Annotated in this window: 13 protein-coding genes; 11 read left to right on the top strand and 2 right to left on the bottom strand. The window is 69.1% G+C overall.

The window, feature by feature from the left end:
- From galU to J1M41_RS11150, 11 genes are all read left to right on the top strand, one after another.
- The coding region (galU, locus tag J1M41_RS11200; RefSeq protein ID WP_206451762.1) for a UTP--glucose-1-phosphate uridylyltransferase GalU at window positions 1-892 on the top strand (892 nt) is incomplete at its 5' end.
- Between the two features lie 174 nt (window positions 893-1066).
- Window positions 1067-1639: a DUF177 domain-containing protein gene (locus J1M41_RS11195; RefSeq protein ID WP_002856392.1), complete on the top strand. Its 573-nt coding sequence runs from the start codon at window positions 1067-1069 to the stop codon at window positions 1637-1639.
- A gap of 2 nt (window positions 1640-1641) precedes the next feature.
- Window positions 1642-1845 carry a 50S ribosomal protein L32 gene (gene rpmF, locus J1M41_RS11190; protein ID WP_002856390.1) on the top strand — a complete coding sequence of 68 codons (204 nt, stop codon included), beginning with the start codon at window positions 1642-1644 and terminating at the stop codon, window positions 1843-1845.
- A 73-nt stretch (window positions 1846-1918) separates the two neighbouring features.
- A complete protein-coding gene (gene rnc / locus J1M41_RS11185; protein WP_036312892.1) occupies window positions 1919-2581 on the top strand; it encodes a ribonuclease III in 663 nt (220 codons plus the stop codon).
- A 4-nt stretch (window positions 2582-2585) separates the two neighbouring features.
- Window positions 2586-3503 carry a bifunctional DNA-formamidopyrimidine glycosylase/DNA-(apurinic or apyrimidinic site) lyase gene (gene mutM / locus J1M41_RS11180; RefSeq protein ID WP_206451761.1) on the top strand — a complete coding sequence of 306 codons (918 nt, stop codon included), beginning with the start codon at window positions 2586-2588 and terminating at the stop codon, window positions 3501-3503.
- 50 nt (window positions 3504-3553) lie between these two features.
- A complete protein-coding gene (locus J1M41_RS11175) occupies window positions 3554-4699 on the top strand; it encodes an LCP family protein (RefSeq protein WP_206451760.1) in 1146 nt (381 codons plus the stop codon).
- Window positions 4689-5876, top strand: coding sequence for a glycosyltransferase family 4 protein (locus J1M41_RS11170; protein WP_206451759.1), 1188 nt, complete (start codon window positions 4689-4691; stop codon window positions 5874-5876). Before J1M41_RS11175 ends, J1M41_RS11170 begins: the two co-directional genes overlap by 11 nt.
- Window positions 5873-7654 carry a glycosyltransferase gene (locus J1M41_RS11165; RefSeq protein ID WP_049146026.1) on the top strand — a complete coding sequence of 594 codons (1782 nt, stop codon included), beginning with the start codon at window positions 5873-5875 and terminating at the stop codon, window positions 7652-7654. The genes J1M41_RS11170 and J1M41_RS11165 overlap by 4 nt, the downstream gene beginning before the upstream one ends.
- Window positions 7655-7745: 91 nt before the next feature.
- A complete protein-coding gene (gene wecC, locus J1M41_RS11160; protein WP_061867852.1) occupies window positions 7746-8990 on the top strand; it encodes a UDP-N-acetyl-D-mannosamine dehydrogenase in 1245 nt (414 codons plus the stop codon).
- 91 nt (window positions 8991-9081) lie between these two features.
- Window positions 9082-10062, top strand: a complete 981-nt coding sequence (galE, locus tag J1M41_RS11155) for a UDP-glucose 4-epimerase GalE (protein ID WP_041103153.1) — start codon at window positions 9082-9084, stop codon at window positions 10060-10062.
- A 61-nt stretch (window positions 10063-10123) separates the two neighbouring features.
- The gene (locus tag J1M41_RS11150; protein WP_206451758.1) at window positions 10124-14515 is read left to right on the top strand and encodes a glycosyltransferase; all 4392 of its coding nucleotides are present in this window, start codon (window positions 10124-10126) and stop codon (window positions 14513-14515) included.
- Window positions 14516-14569: 54 nt separating this feature from the next.
- Here the strand turns inward: J1M41_RS11150 and J1M41_RS11145 are convergent, their stop codons facing one another.
- Window positions 14570-15463: an ABC transporter ATP-binding protein gene (locus tag J1M41_RS11145; RefSeq protein ID WP_342214108.1), complete on the bottom strand. Its 894-nt coding sequence runs from the start codon at window positions 15461-15463 to the stop codon at window positions 14570-14572.
- Window positions 15447-16660, bottom strand: a 1214-nt coding sequence (locus tag J1M41_RS11140; RefSeq protein WP_206451756.1) for an ABC transporter permease, incomplete at its 5' end; no start/stop codon positions are given. The genes J1M41_RS11140 and J1M41_RS11145, both read right to left, overlap by 17 nt.

Here is a 16660-nt window from a genome sequence, read left to right as displayed (position 1 = left end):
CCCCCGCACCCGCAAGGCCGTCATCCCGGCCGCCGGCCTGGGCACCCGCTTCCTGCCGGCCACCAAGGCCATGCCGAAGGAGATGCTGCCGGTGGTGGACCGGCCGGCCATCGAGTACGTGGTGACGGAGGCCCGGCGTGCGGGCCTCGCGGACGTGCTGATGATCACGGGCCGGAACAAGCGGGCCCTCGAGGACCACTTCGACCGCCATCCCGCGCTGGAGGCCGCGCTGGAGCACAAGGGCGACGCCAAGCGGCTCGCGCAGATCCACGAGTCGGACCTGGTGGGGGACATCCACTACGTCCGTCAGGGCGAGGCCCTCGGGCTCGGCCACGCGGTGAACTGCGCTCGCCGCCACGTCGGCGAGGAGCCGTTCGCGGTCCTGCTGGGCGATGACATCATCGGCGACGGCGAGGCGCTGCTCGAGCGCATGATCGACGTGCAGCAGCGCCTCGGCGGCTCCGTGATCGCCCTCATGGAGGTCCCGGAGGAGGCCGTCTCGGCCTACGGCGTGGCCGCGGTGCAGGCCGTGCCGGGGGAGGGCGACGACGTCGTCCGCGTCACCGACCTCGTGGAGAAGCCGGCCCGCGAGGACGCCCCCTCCACCCTCGCGATCATCGGCCGCTACGTGCTGGTCCCGCAGGTGTTCGACGTGCTGGACGAGACCCCGCCCGGCCGCGGCGGGGAGATCCAGCTCACCGACGCGCTGCAGAGGCTGGCCACGGAGGACGGCGAAGGCCGCGGCGTGCACGCCGTCGTCTTCGACGGCCGCCGCTACGACACGGGGGACAAGCTCGGCTACCTGCAGGCGGTCATCGAGTTCGGGACGCGGCATGAGGACCTCGGGGCCGACCTGCGGGCCTGGCTCCGGGAGTTCACCGCCGGGCTCTGAGCCGGGCCGGCGACGCGCGGGCCGCGGCCGGCTTTGGCCGAGGCGGACCCACCCGGTAGGATGGGCTGTCGGTCCGTCGTGGCTGGACCCGTGTCCAGGCCGCATCGCACCCCCGCAGAGGGCGTGCGGACGGGCCGTGTACCCCCGCCGTCCCACCCGCCGAGAGGAGCGACCATGGACAGCATCCAGCACCACGGCGCCGACTCGCCGTGGGTGATCCCCGTGCGCGATCTGACGCGCGGGGCCGGAGTCCAGCGCGAGCTGACGGCCGAGTGGCCCGCCCCTGCGGGCGTCTCCACGCCGCTGCTGGGGATCCCCGAGGGGGACCCCGTCGAACTGGACCTGCGTCTGGAGTCGGTGCACGAGGGCGTCCTCGTCACCGGCACCGCGGACGCGACCCTGAAGGGCGAGTGCGGCCGTTGCCTGCGCCCGCTGCACGAGGGGATCACCGTGGACCTGCAGGAGCTGTACCTCACCGGCACGTCCGAGGACGACGCCGGCGAGCAGCCGCTCGTGGTGCGCGAGACCGTGGACCTGGAACCCGTGTTCCGGGACGCCGTGGTCATCGCCCTTCCGTTCCAGCCGCTGTGCCGGCCGGACTGCGAGGGCCTGTGCGCCGACTGCGGCATCCGCCTCGAGGACGCGCCCGAGGGGCACGCCCACGAGCGCGTGGACCCGCGCTGGGCCGCCCTGGCCCACCTCGCGGGCACCTCAGAGACCTCCATCACCGAGACAGAAGAGAGATAGTCGTGGCAGTCCCGAAGCGGAAGATGTCCCGTGCCAACACCCGTGCCCGCCGGTCGCAGTGGAAGGCCACCGCGCCCGCCCTGGTGAAGTCCGTCGAGAACGGTCGCGTCTCGTACCGCCTGCCCCATCAGGCCGAGCTGAAGACTGACGCCGCCGGCACCCCCCTGTTCTTCGAGTACAAGGGCCGCAAGGTCGCCGACGCCTGAGATGGCGTCCCCGTCGGCTCGCCGCGGGCCTGAGCCCGCGCCCGAGCCAGAAGAGCTGTTCGAGCGTCTCGGCGTGCACATCACCGCCGGGACGCTCGAACGTGCTCTGACGCACCGCTCGTTCGCCTATGAGCAGGGCGGGCTGCCCACCAACGAGCGCCTCGAGTTCCTCGGGGACTCGGTGCTGGGCTACGTGGTCACCGACCACATCTTCACGGTGTACCCGGACCTGGCCGAGGGCGACCTCGCGCGCCGCCGGGCCGCCGTCGTGTCCACGCGTGCCCTGGCGAAGGTGGCGCGCCGGATCGGCATCGGCCCGTTCGTGCGCCTGGGCACGGGGGAGCGCCGCACCGGCGGGGCGGACAAGGACTCGATCCTCGCCGACACCCTCGAGGCGCTCATCGGCGCCGTCTACGTGGACCACGGGGCCGTGGCCGCGGCCGCTCTCGTGCACCGCCACGTGGTGCCGCTGCTGGACGAGCCGGACCTGCTGCGCGAGAGCACCGACTGGAAGACGGTCGTGGCCGAGGCCGCCAGCCGGCACGGTCTCGGCGCCGTCCGCTACGCGATCGAGGGTCAGGGCCCCGCGCACGACCCCCGCTACCGGGCCACCCTCGTCGTCGGCGAGCGCGAGTACGGCTCCGCCGTCGCCAGCTCCAAGAAGCAGGCCGAGCGGGACGCCGCGGCCGCCTCCTGGCCCGCCCTCGAGGCGGGCCTGCCGACCGCGGGGCACTGAGGTCGTGCCCGAGCTGCCCGAGGCCGAGGTCGTCCGGCGCGGCCTGGCCCGGTGGGCCACGGACGCCGGCGCCGCGGAGCTCGAGGTCCTCGACCCCCGCTCGCTGCGTCGCAGCCCCGGCGGCGCGGACGCCCTCCGGGAGCGGCTGCGAGGCGCCCGACTGGCCGAGCCGGCTCGCCGCGGCAAGTTCCTCTGGCTGCCCCTGGCCGAGGGCGACGACGCCGTCGTCGTGCACCTGGGCATGAGCGGGCAGATCCGCGTGGACGAGCCGGGGGCCGCCGACCAGCGGCACCTGCGCCTGCGCCTGCCCGTCACCGCGGCGGACGGCTCCGCCCGCGAGCTGCGGTTCGTGGACCAGCGGATCTTCGGCGGCTGGTGGCTCGACGCGCTGCGGCCCGACGACGCCGCCGGCGGTGAGCGGATCCCCACCACGGCCGCCCACATCGCCCTGGACCCGCTGCACCCGCTGTTCGACCCCGTGGCCGTGCACGCGCGCCTGGCGCGGCGCCGCTCCACCCTCAAGCGCGCGCTGCTGGACCAGTCGCTGGTCTCCGGGATCGGCAACATCTACGCGGACGAGGCCCTGTGGGGCGCCCGCCTGCACCCCGAGCGGCCGACCGAGCGCATGCGCCGGGCTGACACGCTGCGCCTCATGGCGGCCGTCCAGGACGTGATGCGCCGGGCCCTGGAGGTGGGGGGCACGAGCTTCGACGCGCTCTACGTCAACGTGGACGGGCGATCGGGCTACTTCGCCCGCTCCCTGGCGGCCTACGGGCGCACCGGGCAGCCGTGTCGCCGCTGCGCCGCCGAGGGGGTCGACTCCCGCATCGTGCGCGAGCCGTTCATGAACCGTGCGAGCCACCTGTGCCCGCGCTGCCAGCCCAGGCCGCGCCGTCGCCGGGCCGCGGTGGCCGACGCCTGACGGGGCGTCCGTAGACTGGGCTGACCCCCGACCTCGAGCAGGAGACCCGAGTGAGCCATCCCCCGGCCGCGTCCTGGACGCCCGAGCCCCTGCCGCGTCCCGAGTCCCCGCGCGACGACGCCTCGCCGGTCGCGCGGCGCCGCCGGCGCTGGCCGTGGGTCGTCGGCGTGCTCGCCGTCCTGCTCGCGGCGCTGCTCGGCCTGGGCGCCTGGTACACGAGCTCGCTCGGGCGCACCTTCGACGACCACCGACAGACGGTGGACGTGGGGGCGCTCGAGCAGGCGGCCGGGGACGGCCCGCTGAACGTGCTCGTCCTGGGCTCCGACTCCCGCGAGGGCGAGGGCGAGCAGGACATGGGCCAGCGCTCGGACACCATGATGCTCGTGCACATCCCCGCGGACCGACGCCAGGTCTACGTCATGTCCGTGCTGCGGGATTCGTGGGTCACCGTGCCCGGCCACGGTGAGGCGAAGATCAACTCGGCCTTCGACACGGGCGGCTACGCCCTCGCCGTGGACACGGTGGAGCTGCTGCTGGGAGTGCCGATCCACCACGTCCTCGAGGTCGACTTCCAGGGCTTCCGGGGCGTGACGAACGCGCTGGGCGGCGTCGAGGTCTGCAACCCGCAGGCCTTCTCCTCCGGTCAGGCCAACCCCTCGTACTACCCGCGCGGACACATCCTGCTGCAGGACACCGCCGCCCTGCGCTACGTGCGCGAACGGCACGCCTTCGACGACGGTGACGTCACCCGCGTGAAGAACCAGCAGCGCTACCTGGCCGGGGCGATGGACCGCTTCCTCAGCCCGCAGATCCTGGGCAATCCCGCCCGCACCACCGAGGTCGTCGCCACGTTCTCCGACCACCTCGGTGTGGACGAGGGGCTCACGTCGGGCGTGATCGCCTCGCTCGCGTGGCAGCTGCGCGACGTCCGCGGCGAGGACGTCGAGATGTTCACGGTGCCTCGCAAGGGCTTCGCGGAGGGGCCGAACGGCGACGCCATCGTCGAGCTCGACGAGGACAAGCTGGCGGACCTGCGCTCCGCCCTCGCGGACGACGACGTCCAGCGCTATGTCGACGAGCACGAGCCCCAGAAGGAGAAGAAGGCCCAGGCCGCCGGCGGGCCCGCCCCCGTGCTGACCCTGCTGACCGGCACCACGCCCGCACCCGCCCTCGGGGAGGACCCCTGTGACGACTGAGCCGCGCCGCCCCCGCCTCCTGCTGGTCTCCCACTCCTACCGGCCCGAGCGCACCCCGCCCGCGCGTCGCTGGGGTGCGGTCGTGGCGGCGCTGCGGTCGGCGGGCTGGGACGTCGACGTCGTCGCGCCCGGGGGTGTGCGCCCCTTCGCCGGGCCCGACGGCGAACACGTCCTGCCCACGCCTCGCCTGCCCCTGGGGGAGGCCGGTCGCAACGGTCGCTTCGCCGAGGCGGTGGTGCACGCCCTGCTTGCCATCCCCCGTGGGATGGCCACCCGACGCCCGGACGTGGTGGTGGCCACCGTGCCCGCCCTGCCCGTGGTGGTGCCCGGCGTCGTGCTCTCCCGCCTCTGGCGCCGCCCCCTCGTGCTGGAGATGCGTGACGCCTGGCCGGATCTCGCCCACGAGGCCGGGGTGCACCAGGGCCTGCTGGGCGCCGCGATGGAGCGTGTCGTGACCGGCGGTCAGCGCGCGGCCCGACTCGTGGTGACCGTCACGGACGGCTTCGCGGAGACGCTGCGCGGGCGGGGGGTCGAGCGTGCCGAGACCTTGTGCAACGGCGTCGAACTCGCAGGCCTGGCGTGGGCACCTGCTCGGAGGCGCGAGCCCGGGGACCTGCACGTCCTCTACCTCGGCAACATGGGTGAGAGCCAGGGGCTCGAACGGCTCGTGGAGGCGGCGGCCGAACTCCGCCAGAGCCGGCCAGGGGTGCGGGTCCGGCTCGTCGGCGCCGGCACTCGGCGCGGCGAGCTCGAGGCGCGTAACGCGGAGATCGGCTCCCCGGCCGAGATCCTTCCTGCCTGCTACGGCGAGGATGCGGCGGCCCAGTACGCCTGGGCGGACACACTCGTCGTGGCGCTGCGGCCCGACTGGCCCAGCTTCCGCCACACGGTGCCGTCGAAGACCTACGAGGTGCTCGCCGTCGGCCGGCACGTCACCGGGATGGTCACCGGCGAGGCGGCCCGCACCCTCGAGGACGCCGGGGGAGCCGACGTCATCGGCCCACGGGTAGCTGACCTCGTCGCGCATCTGACCGCGCTCGCCGACGATCCGGCTCGCACTGACGTGGGGGAGGGCGGCCGCCCGTGGGTCCGACGGCACGCGGACCTGCCGAGCGTCGCCCGGCGTTACGTCCGGCTGCTGGGGCAGCTCGTCCCCGACTACAGGAGACACGCATGACCTCCATCCTCCTCGATTCCGTCCGCGCACTCGGCCACGCGCCACTCGTCCTGCGGACGGTGGTCGACCACCTGCGGGACGACCCGGCGGTCCTGGGCCTGCAGATCAGCCGTCGCCTGCCGCTCGCGGCACGCGTGGGCCTGGGGCGCCTGGCAGAGTCCCTGCCCGCACGCCCCGGCGTGGTCTTAGGCGCCGTGGGTCTCGCGGCCGCCGGCCGGCACGTGGACCTCCTCGAGCACGTCGAGGCGGTCCTGCCGTCCGCCGGCGCGCCAGATCGGGTGCGACTGGCGGACGTGCTCACGGCCGCGCAGGAGCCTGACCGGGCCCAAGCCGTCCTCGACGCCGTGCCCGTCGACACGCCGGGCTTGGCCGCCGCAAGGGCCCGCGTGGCCTGGCACCGCGGTGACGTCGAGGCGGCCATCTCCCTGCTCGGCGGCACCGGCCGGGACGGTGTCGTGCGAGCCCGGTTCGCCTCCGAGGTGCGTGCTCTGCGCGGGGGCGCCCTGCCGTTGCCGCGGGCAGACCGGGACCGGGCCGTTGGATATCGGCCCCGCCCGGGCTCGGCACTGTTCGTCCTGACCAACTCCCTGCCCCACACCGGTTCCGGATACGCGCAACGCAGCCACAGCCTCGCGTGCGCGCTGCGGGACGAGGGCTGGCACGTAGAGGCCGTCACCCGGCTCGGTTGGCCGGTCCAGACCGGCGTGCTCACCGCCGCCCGACGCGACATGGTGGACGGCATCGTGTACCACCGCCTCCTGCCCTCGAGCCTGGCCCGGGGATTCGACGGACGGCTGGCTCAGCACGCGCGGATGCTCCTCGATCTGGTCCTCGAGCGCCGCCCGGCGGTCCTGCACACCACCACCCACTGGGTCAACGCCGTGGTGACCCGCGCGGTCGCGGAGGCCGTGGGCGTCCCGTGGGTGTACGAGGTGCGCGGGCAGCTGGCGGACACCTGGGCCTCGACGCGCGGACCCGAGGCGCTGCGCTCCGACCGCTACGCCCTGTTCACGGCCCGCGAGGACGACGCCGTGCGTTCTGCCGACGGCGTCGTGACGCTCGGTGAGCAAATGGCCCGCCGCATCGCCGCGGCCGGCATGGACCGGGACGCCGTCGTGCTCAGCCCTAACGGGGTGGGGGGCGCCTTCCTGGAGGAGCCCGCCCCACGCGAGGATGCTCGCCGCCGTCTCGGGCTGTCCATGGACGACGAGATCGTCGGCACCGTCTCCTCCGTGGTGCCGTACGAGGGACTCGACGACCTTGTGCGTGCCGTCGCCGCGCTCGTCGACGAGAGGCCGCGCCTGCGGCTGGCCGTGGTGGGGGACGGCGTTGCCCTGCCGGCCCTGCGCCGGCTTGCGGCCGACCTGGGGATCGAGGATCGGCTGCTCGCGCCGGGACGGGTGGACCGTTCCCTGGCTCCCGTGTGGCACCAGGCCCTCGACGTCTTCTGCGTGCCTCGCAAGGACACGGGCGTGACCCGGGCGGTGACGCCCATGAAGCCGCTGGAGGCCATGGCCACGTCCCGGCCCGTCCTCGTCTCGGACCTGCCCGCGCTGAGCGAGATCGTCGAGGACGGCGTGACCGGACGGGTGCTGCCGGCCGAGGAACCGGAGGCGTGGGCCGCCGCCCTGGCGGCGCTACTCGACGACCCCGCCGCGGCCCGCGGCCTTGGAGCCAGGGCGCGGGAGTGGGTGCTCGGGCATCGGACCTGGGCGGCGAACGCCCGGCGCTATGACGCCCTCTACCGGCGCCTGGGCGTGACGGCGCCGTCTGCCTGAACTAATCCTTATACTCGACAGAGCATCACGGGGAGTCCGGCCCGCGCCGGATTCTGCCCTTGCCACCGCTTAGACGAACGAGGACCTCTAGATGACGACGCAGATCAAGGACGTGGCCGTGATCGGCCTGGGCTACATCGGGCTGCCGACAGCTGCCATCCTGGCCGAGAACGGCGTGCGTGTGCACGGCGTGGACGTCAGCCAGCGCACCGTGGACGCGGTCAACGCAGGCACCGTGCCCTTCGTGGAGCCGGACCTGGCGGACTTCGTGGAGCGCAACGTCAAGGCCGGTCGACTGTCCGCGTCCCTGAAGACGCCGCAGGCCGACGCGTACATCGTCGCGGTCCCGACGCCCTTCAAGGACGGCCATTCGCCGGACCTCGGCTACATCGAGGCTGCGGCCCGCGGTCTCGCCCCGCAGCTGCGCGGCGGCGAGCTCGTGATCCTGGAGTCCACCTCGCCCCCCGGCGCCACCGAGCACATGGCCGCCGTCATCCGCGAGGCACGGCCGGACCTGGACGGCGTCACCCTGGACTTCGCCCACTGCCCGGAGCGGGTGCTGCCCGGCCGGGTCATGATCGAGCTCGTCACGAACGACCGCATCGTGGGCGGGTCCACGCCGGAGGCCGCGCAGCGCGCCAAGCAGCTGTATGAGGCGTTCTGTCAGGGGGAGATCCTCGTGACGGACTGCGTCACCGCGGAGATGGCCAAGCTGGTCGAGAATTCGTTCCGTGATGTGAACATCGCCTTCGCGAACGAGCTGTCCCTGATCTGCTCCGACCTGGGGATCGACGTGTGGGAGCTCATCGAGCTTGCCAACCACCACCCCCGTGTCAACATCCTCCAGCCGGGCCCCGGCGTGGGCGGCCACTGCATCGCTGTGGACCCGTGGTTCATCGTCGACGCCGCACCGCAGACGGCCCGCATCATCCGTGCGGCCCGCGAGATCAACGACGGCAAGCCGAAGTGGGTCGTGGACCAGGCCAAGGCCGCCGCGTTCGACGTGCAGCAGGCCACCGGCCGTGCCCCCGTGGTGGCCGTCCTCGGTCTGGCATTCAAGCCGAACATCGACGATCTGCGTGAATCGCCTGCCCTGAACATCGCGATCGAGGTGGCGCAGCAGTTCACCGGTTCGCGCATCCTCGTCGTGGAGCCGCACGTGGAGGAGCTGCCCGCTGCGCTGGCCGGCCGTGACAACGTGGAGTTGGTCCCGGCCGAGGACGGCATTCGGGAGGCGGACGTCGTCCTGCTACTGGTGGACCACGATGCGTTCGCCAGCCTCGGTGCCACCACCGAGGGCAAGAAGGTCATCGACACGCGCGGCCAGTGGCGCTGACACGAACTCGGCACCTGTGGCGGGGCGGTCGGTGACGGCTGCCCCGCCCCGTATGTCCCAGACGGGCAGTACCACGACCAAGGAGGACAACATGCGCCTGCTCGTGACCGGCGGCGCCGGATACATCGGGTCTCACTTCGTCTCCGTAGCACGGCAACAGGGCCGGGCCGACATCGTCGTCGTTGACGACTTCTCGACAGGCCTCAGACAGCGCGTTCCGGCCGATGTCCCCGTGTACACGATCGACCTCGCGAGCGACGCGGCCGTAGCTGCGCTGACCACTCTCCTGAAAGAAGAGTCGATTGACGTCGTCGTTCACTTCGCCGCGAAGAAGGTGGTCGCGGACTCCGTCGTGCAGCCGGAGGATTATTTTCGGTCGAACGTCGGTGCAACTGTAAACGTGCTGGCTGCCATGAGAGCTGCGGGAGCCGCGTCGATGATCTTCTCCTCGTCGGCAGCGGTCTATGGTGAGCCGGACTCGTCGATCGTGTTCGAGGACACCCCGACGGTGCCGATCAATCCGTACGGCCAGTCCAAGCTCGTGAGTGAGCTAGCTCTCGCGAACGCTTCCCGCGCCTGGGGTCTCCGGGCGGTGGCATTGCGCTACTTCAATGTCGCCGGCGCGGAAGACGCCATTCTGGCCGATACCACGACGACGAACCTCATGCCGGCGATCCGTGATGTCATCACTCGCGGCCAGCGTCTCTCGGTCTTCGGCGACGATTACCCCACCGTCGACGGCACATGTGTACGCGATTACGTCCACGTCGTCGACCTGGCCGAGGCGCACCTGGCGGCCCTGCCGGCGGTCCAGGGCAGCACCGACCCAGCGACCCGGATCTACAACGTGGGCACCGGAAGCGGAAGCAGCGTTCTCGAAGTCGTAGATGCCTTCCGCCGCCGCCCCGGCGTGGATCTTGATTACGACATCCAGCCCCGCCGCCCGGGTGACCCGGGGGCCTTGACAGCCAACGTCTCGCTCATTGAGAAGGAACTCGGATGGGTAGCACGTTATACGCGCGATGACATTGTCACGTCCGTCATCGACTTCCCGCCCCGGCTCGTCACCTGACTGCTCGTCGCAGAGACGCCAGACCTGCCCCGCCGATTACAGCACCCGAGGAATCGCACCCATGATCCAACTCTTTCTTCGCTTCTCACGACGCCAGCAACTCGTCATGGGGCTTTTTATTCTGCTCGCTGTCGTGGGTTCGGTACTCGCCTTCCTGGTGGACCACGCGATCCTCATCGTCGCGCTGTTCTGGATGTTGTGCGCTGCGGTGTTCGTAATGATCATGTATCACCGCCGTCTCAACGCAAAGATCACCCGCACCGCCCGTGCTGCACGCATGGGGTCTTCCGCTGTGGCGGGCCGCGGGGGTACGCGGCCCGCCACGGGGCGTCGAATATCGACGCAAGAGTCGCTCGACTCGCTCCAGGCCGCTTTCGCCCGCCGGAGGACCGTCGCCGCGGGCCTGCCGCTGGCGCGCAAACTCATCCAGGAACGCGGGGACCTCAGTGGCGCGCGGGAGGTGCTGGATCAGCTTCGTGGAAAGTCGGGCCTGACCGACTCTGAAGAGAACTTCGTTCGTCGCGTCGACTCTCTCAACCGCCTTCTTGAAGCGGACTACCCGCTTCCCGCACGTCACCGCACCTGCAATTACCTCCCCGTGCGAGGCCGGGTGCTCTACGCCGTGGGCATGTCACCCGTGTCTGTGACCAATGGCTACACGTCCCGGACCAAGGGCGTCGCCGCAGGGCTCGTGGCCCAAGGGCTGGACGTGGTCGTAGCGCCCCTGCCAGGCAAGCCTTGGGACAAGAAGCCGGTCGTCCCCGGGCGGCGAGTGCCTGTCAAGCAGCGTCGTGATGTGTCGGAGATCGACGGCGTACGCCACGTGCACAACCCTGGTCTCCCTACATGGGAGGGCGATCTCGACGTCTTCTTCCAGGTGGCTGCCGATGCGTACGTCCGCGAAGCCATGATCGAGAAGCCCGAGTTCATCCTGGCCGCCTCGAACTATCTGTCCGCTCTGCCCGCCCTGATCGCAGCCCGTCGGCTCGGGGTGCCGTTCGTGTATGAGATGCGCGGATTCTGGGAAGTGTCTGCGGCATCCGTCCGGCCGGGCTGGGAGCAGTCGGACCAGTATCGGCTTGACCGCCGCTATGAAGACCTCGTCGCCCGCGAAGCCGACCGAGTGGTCGTCATCACGGATGAGATGCGTGAAGACCTTGCTGCCCGCGGCATCGATGCGGACAAGGTCACCGTCGCGCCCAACTGCGTTGACCCAGAGGTGTTCGCCCCTCTTGGCAAGGATCACGCGCTCTTGCGCGGCCTGGGATTCACCGATACGGAGGCTCCGGTCGTGGGTTTCGCGGGCAGCGTCACCGATTACGAAGGCCTCGATCTCGTCACCGACGCGCTCGCGACACTCAAGGCAGAGGGAGTCCGGTTCAACTTCCTCATCATCGGCGGGGGCGCATATCTCGATACGTTGAAGGCGAGGATCGCCACACGCGGTCTTGATCCTGAGACGCGGTTCGTCACGAACGTTCCGAACGCAGACATGCCAGCGTACCTCTCGAGCATCGATGTGTTCCCCCTGGCCCGGAAGTCCTTGCCGGTGACCGAGCTCGTTTCGCCATTGAAGCCGCTGGAGGCGATGGCGGTCGGCGGGGCGGTGGTCCTCTCCGATGTCTCGCCGCACAAGGTGTTCTGCGGGCCTGATGGAGACACTGCGGTCAGTTTCCAGAAGGACGACCTGGCGAGCCTCGTCGAGCGTCTGCGCGAAACTCTCGCCGCCCCAGATGCTGCTCGCGCCATGGGGGTTCGTGCTCGACGCTGGGTCAAGGAGAATCGGCGCTGGCCAGTCACGGGCGAGCGCATCGCCGCTTCACTAATGGCCTTGGCCGAGGAGTTCCGGGCCTCACTGGACGACGCAGAACGCCCGCTCACCGATTACACAGTCGCCTTCATCGGCGACGAATTCACGACGGACACCTTCGTCCCCGAGTTGACCGCCTTGCGTGTGCGGCCTGAGGACTGGCGCGAGACCTTCGAAGACCACCGCGTGGATGCGCTGTTCATTGAGTCCGCTTGGCGAGGCAACGACAGCGCCTGGACCGGGATCATTGGGTATTACGATGACGAGACTCACGCGCCGGTGGTCGAGCTGATCGCGCATTGCAGGCTTCACGGAATCCCCGTGATGTTCTGGAACAAGGAGGATCCGGTCCATTTCAACCGGTTCAAGCGCACCGCAGCCCTGTGCGACTACGTGTTCACGACGGACGCGCGCACCATTGTTGATTACAACGCGCTTCCGGACAACCAGATCACGACCGTCGCCTCGGCCCCGTTCGCGGCGCAGCCTCTGTTGCACAACCCGCTACCCAGCACCCGGGCACAAGACGAAGCTATCGCGTATGGCGGGACCTACTACGGGGACAAGTATGCGACCCGTAAACAGGGGCTGGATTTCCTGTTCTATGAGTCTGCCCCACACGGCTTGGCGATCTACGAGCGGGTGCACAACGATCCCAACTCGCCGTACCGCCTGCCGGACCGTTTCCGCCGGTACGCCCGAGGAAGCCTGAGCTATCCCGAGATGTGCCAGGCCTATAAGGCCCACCCGATCCACCTGAACGGCAATTCGGTGGTGGACTCGCCGAGCATGTTCTCTCGCCGGGTCGTGGAGATCACCGCGTCTGGGTCGACGGTACTCAGCTCTGCGGGCCGTGGCGTAGACGAGACGTTGGCGGGCACCGTCCCGACCGTGACCACCCCCGATGAGGCTGCGGCCTATCTGGAGGGCTGGAAGTCGTCTGAGCAGCGTCGGCACGCCGGCCTTTGGGAGGCGTTCCGCCACGTCTACGAGACGCACACGTGTGCTCACCGTTTGGTGTACATGATGCGCGTCGCTGGGTTCCGAGTCCGCAGTCCGCAGGCCGCGCCGATCGCAGTCGAGTGCGCCGCCGCAGACGTACCGTTGTTCGAGGCCCAGACCATGCGTCCTGCCTTGTACCTGGTGACCGACACAACCGAGGGCGTTGATGCCGCCAGTCCCGTCGTCCTCGCCGCTCTTCCGGAGAGGGTGGCAAAGCTGCAAGAGGCCGGCATCCGGAACGTCGTCATCCACCGTGAGGGCGCCCCTGTTCTGGACGAGCACCTCGTGGAGGACTTCTCGCTCGCTCTGCATTTCGGACCTTGGAAGGCCGTGGGCACTCGGACCGTCGAATGGTCGCCGGGCGACGCACACGTGCGAATCGCTGCCCTGACGGCGGACATCGATGAGGGCACTGTACTGGTGGACGCCGACGTCTACGCCGGCTCTGTTCTCGGGGAGCGACCTGCCCTAGCCGATGACGAGGTCTTTGCCTGGCAGCACGTCGTCGAACACGTCGGCAAGGTGACCTACACGGACTCGACGGCTGTCCCGATCGACACCGCGGTCGTCCACGAGGAGGCAGACCCCCTTCCGCCCGTTGCGTCTGGAGAGGCGGGGCCACCCGTAGGGGAGACTCAGACGGTGCCTCTCAACGTCCTCGTCGCTGGCCATGACCTGAAGTTCCTGCCGCAGATCATGGCGCAGCTCGAAGCCGCGGGTCACCGTGTCATCGTCGACCAGTGGGACGGGCACGATATCCACGACGAGGAACGCAGCCTCCGACTCCTCGCCGAAGCGGATGTCATCTTCTGTGAGTGGGCGCTCGGGAACGTGAAGTGGTACAGCCACCACAAGCAGGACGACCAGCGGCTTGTGGTGCGCCTCCACGCCCAGGAACTTCGCACTCGCTACCTCAAGGACGCCGACCTGTCCGCCGTGGACACCTTCGTGTTCGTGTCACCCGTCGGCATGCGGCGGGCGCAGTTGCTCTTCGGAGTGCCGGTGGATCGGTCCGTGGTCATCGGTAACACCTTCGACTTCGAGCGATTTGCGGCGCCTCGGAACGCACCGGATCCGCATGCCCTCGGTCTTGTTGGCTCCGTGCCACATTCGAAGCGTCTGGACCTCGCGCTCGACGTGACCGAACTGCTGGCGTCGCACGACCCGACTTACCGTCTCGACGTCATGGGTAAGGAGTACCACGAGTACGCGTGGCTCATGAAGCGAACTGCTGAGCGGAGTTATTTTGAGGCGCAGTATTTGCGGATTGAGTCGTCTGCGGTGCTCCGCGAAGCCGTCCGGTTCGGCGGACACTCCTATGACATCGCGGAGTGGTACCGCGCCAAGCCAGGCATCATCTTGTCCACGAGCGACCACGAAGGAACGCATCAGGCGATCGCGGAAGGTGGTGCAGCGGGCTGTGTGCCGGTGATCTTCCCGTGGGCGGGGGCTGAGGCCGTTTACGACGATCGATGGGTCGTCGAGGGCGTCCGCGACGCGGCCGACCGGATCCGCAGGTACTCTTCAGACCCGGCCCTCTTCCTCGAGGAGTCTGAGCGGGCCCAAGCATTCATGCGGGAGCGTTTCTCGCCCGAGGAGATCGGTGCCCAGATCCTGGCCGTGGTAGAGGGTCGGCGGTGACGTAGCGCCGGAGAAAGAAGGGGACCGTCTCTCGTGTGAGACGGTCCCCTTCTTTTAATGACCCGTGGTGCCCTTGAGAGCAACGATGCGTTCTGCCTCGGTCGTCTCGTACCGTGCCCGGACTTCGAGCGCTTTCTCTTCCCCGTGCTTGCGTAGGGCGCTCGTGAAATAGCTGTAATGCTGCATGACATCGAGGGTGTCTCCGTCTTCGATGATTGCGCCCTCATCCATCCAGACGACGCGGGTGCACATCTCTCGGATCACTCCGGCGGAATGGTTGACGAGGAAGCCTGTGCCAGACCGGGCGATCAGGTCTCGCATTGCTTGATTGGACCGCTCCCGGAAAGCGTCGTCGCCGGTCGCAAGTGCTTCGTCAATCATGATGATGTCGGGTTGCGACGCTACTGAGATCGCGAAGCGCAGGCGGGCCCGCATGCCGGAGGAGTATGTACGCATGGGCATGCGAATGGATTTTCCGATGTCGGCCAACTCAGCGACTTGTGGGATTCGGTCGTGGACCTCGGCTGGGGTCAAGCCCATCGCGAGTAGACCGATACGAATGTTGTCTAGACCGGTGAGGTTGGGCATGAGCGCTGCCCCCACACCCATCAATTGGGGCGCAGAAGCGGCAAAGACCTCCCCAGATGTTGGCGCCTCAACGCCTGCCAGGACGCGGAGCAGGGCACTCTTGCCGGACCCATTGCGTCCGACGAGTCCGATGAATTCGCCCTTCCGTGCGGCCAAGGACACCCCCCTCACAGCATGGACGACGTCCAGTTCACCGCCCCGAGAAAAGAGCCCGCGAGATTTCTCGTCCCGAGCGATCCTCACGGGGTAATCGAGGATGATGTCCGTAGCGAGCAGGTTGAGGCCGCCAGACGAAGCTAGGTGCCCCCCCTCGAACGCTTCCGGCGGCTGCGCATGGTCCTGGTTAGCGGTACTGGTCACGGCCGTACGACTCCTCTCCGAGCCAGAAGACAATGCCGCCGACAATCGTCAGGCACACTGCATACGCGGCGAGCATCGCCCAGCTCGACGCCGGCGGCGTCACCCCCTCGATGATGACCTGACGGTACATCGTGATCAGTACATACAACGGGTTGAGTTGGATGATCGCATGGAGGGCGGGGTGGTTGTCCGTGAAACGCGTTATCGGGAAGATGACTCCGGAGCCGTACATCAGGAGACGGGACACGAACGGCACCATGCGGCTCACATCCGGAAGGAGGGTGCTGAGCCGCGCCAGCAGGAGCATGATGCCGAAGTTTAGGATCACGTGCAGCCCCAGGACACCCGGGAAGACCAGCCAGGACCACTCAGGTGTCTCATGCGGGGGGATCGCTATGACGAGGATGAACATCACTGCGATCGCCGGTAGTCGCTGGAGCACGTCGTACACGAGATCGGCCAAGGGCAGCGCCATGCGTGGGAACCGGAAGGCGCGGGTCAAGGACAGGTTCGACGCGATGGTCCGCGTGCCAGATGTCAATGCGGCGCTGGTCATCTGGAACATGAACACACCCACGATGACGAAGGCGACGAAATTGTCCATTCCGTGGTCGAAACGCAAAAGCAAACCGAAGATCAGCCAGTAGAAGATCGCGTCGAGCATTGGGCGAAGGATGAGCCATACCGACCCGAGACGACTGTCGTCGTTTCCTGTGACGAGCCGTCCTCGGGACTGCCACCAGATGAAGTGTCGGCGTTGCCAGAGCTCCACCAGATAGCGGCGAGGGGCAGGGCGACCTGTGACAGGTGAGAGGTGCGAAGCGTCACCATAAGCCTGGACGGCCGCGGCGCGGAACGCGCTGGCGACGGGTTCGGAGGGTCGTCTTGGTCGCCGTGTGGTCATCGGTTCGCGCCTGCCTTTCTGAGCGTGGGCCACCCGAGTGGGGGACCGGCCGTCGATGCGGGACTTCTCTTGACGGTGCCCCACGACGGCGATGCCGCGCGCGGGAGGCGCGTCGACCGCCTCCTTAGTGTAGGAGACGGCGGCGCGGGAACGCGGCTGCTGAGGGTGGGCTGACCCCGTTTCGTAGGTCCAGTCGTTATGAGAGTCGTCCTGTTGCCCGCGGTCGCGGGCAGGGAGACTGGTCAGATCATGACGAACAGCAGGAAGCGTCACACCCCCGAGCAGGTCGTCCG

Origin of the sequence: Micrococcus sp. KRD096, assembly GCF_017168495.1 — a bacterium.
Lineage (GTDB): Bacteria > Actinomycetota > Actinomycetes > Actinomycetales > Micrococcaceae > Micrococcus > Micrococcus luteus.
This window is presented reverse-complemented; position numbering and strand designations above follow the sequence as displayed.

What these genes read in the sequence shown, in the direction of transcription:
- J1M41_RS11195 (WP_002856392.1), top strand. Translation starts at nt 1,067, where the DNA reads ATGGACAGCATCCAGCACCACGGCGCCGACTCGCCGTGGGTGATCCCC.
- J1M41_RS11165 (WP_049146026.1), top strand. Translation starts at nt 5,873, where the DNA reads ATGACCTCCATCCTCCTCGATTCCGTCCGCGCACTCGGCCACGCGCCA.
- wecC (WP_061867852.1), top strand. Translation starts at nt 7,746, where the DNA reads ATGACGACGCAGATCAAGGACGTGGCCGTGATCGGCCTGGGCTACATC.
- galE (WP_041103153.1), top strand. Translation starts at nt 9,082, where the DNA reads ATGCGCCTGCTCGTGACCGGCGGCGCCGGATACATCGGGTCTCACTTC.
- J1M41_RS11150 (WP_206451758.1), top strand. Translation starts at nt 10,124, where the DNA reads ATGATCCAACTCTTTCTTCGCTTCTCACGACGCCAGCAACTCGTCATG.